Origin of the sequence: Prevotella sp. ICM33 (assembly GCF_000517825.1) — a bacterium.
GTDB lineage: Bacteria > Bacteroidota > Bacteroidia > Bacteroidales > Bacteroidaceae > Prevotella > Prevotella melaninogenica.
This window is the reverse complement of record NZ_JACD01000020.1, coordinates 1-1787: the sequence shown is the minus strand read 5'-3', so window position 1 is coordinate 1787 and position 1787 is coordinate 1. Positions and strand designations below refer to the sequence as shown.

Genomic DNA, 1787 nt, shown 5'->3' with positions numbered 1-1787 from the left:
GATGCGCACTTTACATCATCACCGAACAATCAACACCCAACACCCAGACAAAACATGTTCCCTCAGATGCGCACTTTACATCATCACCTAACAGTCAACACTCAACAGCCATGACCGTGATTCAATAGATTTCTCCATCAAACTCGCTTGCTAATAGTTCTTCTCGAAGCCGTTGGAGTTCTCGCATTGGAGAGATCCCACCGATGAAGAGTGTAACACGTTTCCCATCCTTTGTTTCCACAACAACTGGAAATCTACCATTGAAAGATATGCTCTGATTAAGCTTTATCCTAACAATATCTTTTATACAGATAGGCTGAGGTGCCTTAATCAGTGCGATATGTCCCTGTTGACAACGGGCATAAAGATTGCCATCAACTATAATAAAACTCTTTATAATGTTCTTTGGAGGATTGAGTACAACTCGAACAACAAAGAAGATAACTACCAATATAAAAAGTTGGATGGAAAGTACCACAAGATAGATTTCACCTTTTGTCATAGGTCTAAGCGTTCTTACTTTAGTTACAACTGGTGAAGAAGTAGTCTATCTGCGGATATTCCACATCGGTGTTTCACCTCCTCCAAAGAGAACATCTATGTTAGCACCATTCTTCTTTTCGATAACATCCCATGCACGCAACTGTATGAACTGTGCTGGAGAGAGGTTTAGTTCGGTCATATAAGCCTTATCAGCCACCGCCTTATTACGCTCAGCCTTAGCACGTGCAAGTTCCATTTCGGCACGCTTCTCTTGTGTTTGCTTTGCCTGAATACTTGCAGCAGTCTTGTTCATCTCTTCCAACTGCTCCTTGTTAGGCATCACACGGTCGGTAATTACCTGTTGAATATCAATAGGGAAGTTTGCCTTTCGTGACAAAGAGGCTACATACTGACGCATAGACTGCTTGATACGGTCATCGAACTTTGCAAGAACTTCACGATTACTCATCAAGTCGAATGGCGAACAAGAGGATACATACTCACGCACTTTATTGCGGAAATAAGGTTCGATGAAGTTCTCAAACCAGTTTTCTCCATAGTTCCTCAGCAAGTCAGGGGTCTGTCCTTTCTTCACTTGGATAATCATATACATATTAACATCAAGTGGAGTATTGTCGTTTGAAAGCAAATCATCAAATTGGAACTGCATCTTCTGTGGCAGGATATTAAAGTAGACTGCGGTCGTTGTTGGTGCAATCAGTGTAATTGAATTTACTGGTTCATCAGCAACACGTGTACTACCAAAGAAGATAGGCTTCATCTTTAATGCCGCTTCTTGGTCGTAAGAAGGATTTACAAACGAGAAGAAAACAAGACCAATAGCACAAAAAGTGACTACAAGAGCTACTGGAAGCAATATTTTTTTAGGATTATTCATACCAAAGAAATCTTTAAGATTAAAACTTGAATACTGTTGGTTAGCTTGTTTTGAATTGAATTTCATATCAAATGAGGGTATAATTGTATATGCTAAAATAGGTATCTTATCATTGCAAAGATAATAAAAAATATAATATGTGACAAACAAAACATTGTATAAGTAGTACCTATAGAATGTTTTAAAAGAGCTTACAATACATTTGTACGCTATACAAGAAATGCAAATAGATACTATATTGATATTATCCTCTACAAACAACTTATTCCTATTAGCCTAATTAGGCTAATTGGTCCAATTGGACTAATTGCTTATCATTTTGTCCTATTTTTTCACATCATAATTTTGAAGACATGCTCTTTTGGCTTCTTAAAGACGCCTAATTGACTTGCAAAAGGTGCCCTTT

2 protein-coding genes are annotated in these 1787 nt (G+C 38.1%); both read right to left on the bottom strand.

Annotated features, from left to right (window positions below; all coding sequences use genetic code 11):
- Positions 1-121: 121 nt before the first annotated feature.
- Positions 122-502, bottom strand: a complete 381-nt coding sequence (locus HMPREF1505_RS03625; RefSeq protein ID WP_036922671.1) for a hypothetical protein — start codon at positions 500-502, stop codon at positions 122-124.
- A gap of 45 nt (positions 503-547) precedes the next feature.
- Positions 548-1381: an SPFH domain-containing protein gene (locus tag HMPREF1505_RS03620; RefSeq protein WP_174254485.1), complete on the bottom strand. Its 834-nt coding sequence runs from the start codon at positions 1379-1381 to the stop codon at positions 548-550.
- Positions 1382-1787: the final 406 nt, after the last annotated feature.

Coding starts and splice junctions, on each gene's coding strand:
- HMPREF1505_RS03620 (WP_174254485.1), bottom strand. CDS start 1,381: ATGAATAATCCTAAAAAAATATTGCTTCCAGTAGCTCTTGTAGTCACT.
- HMPREF1505_RS03625 (WP_036922671.1), bottom strand. CDS start 502: ATGACAAAAGGTGAAATCTATCTTGTGGTACTTTCCATCCAACTTTTT.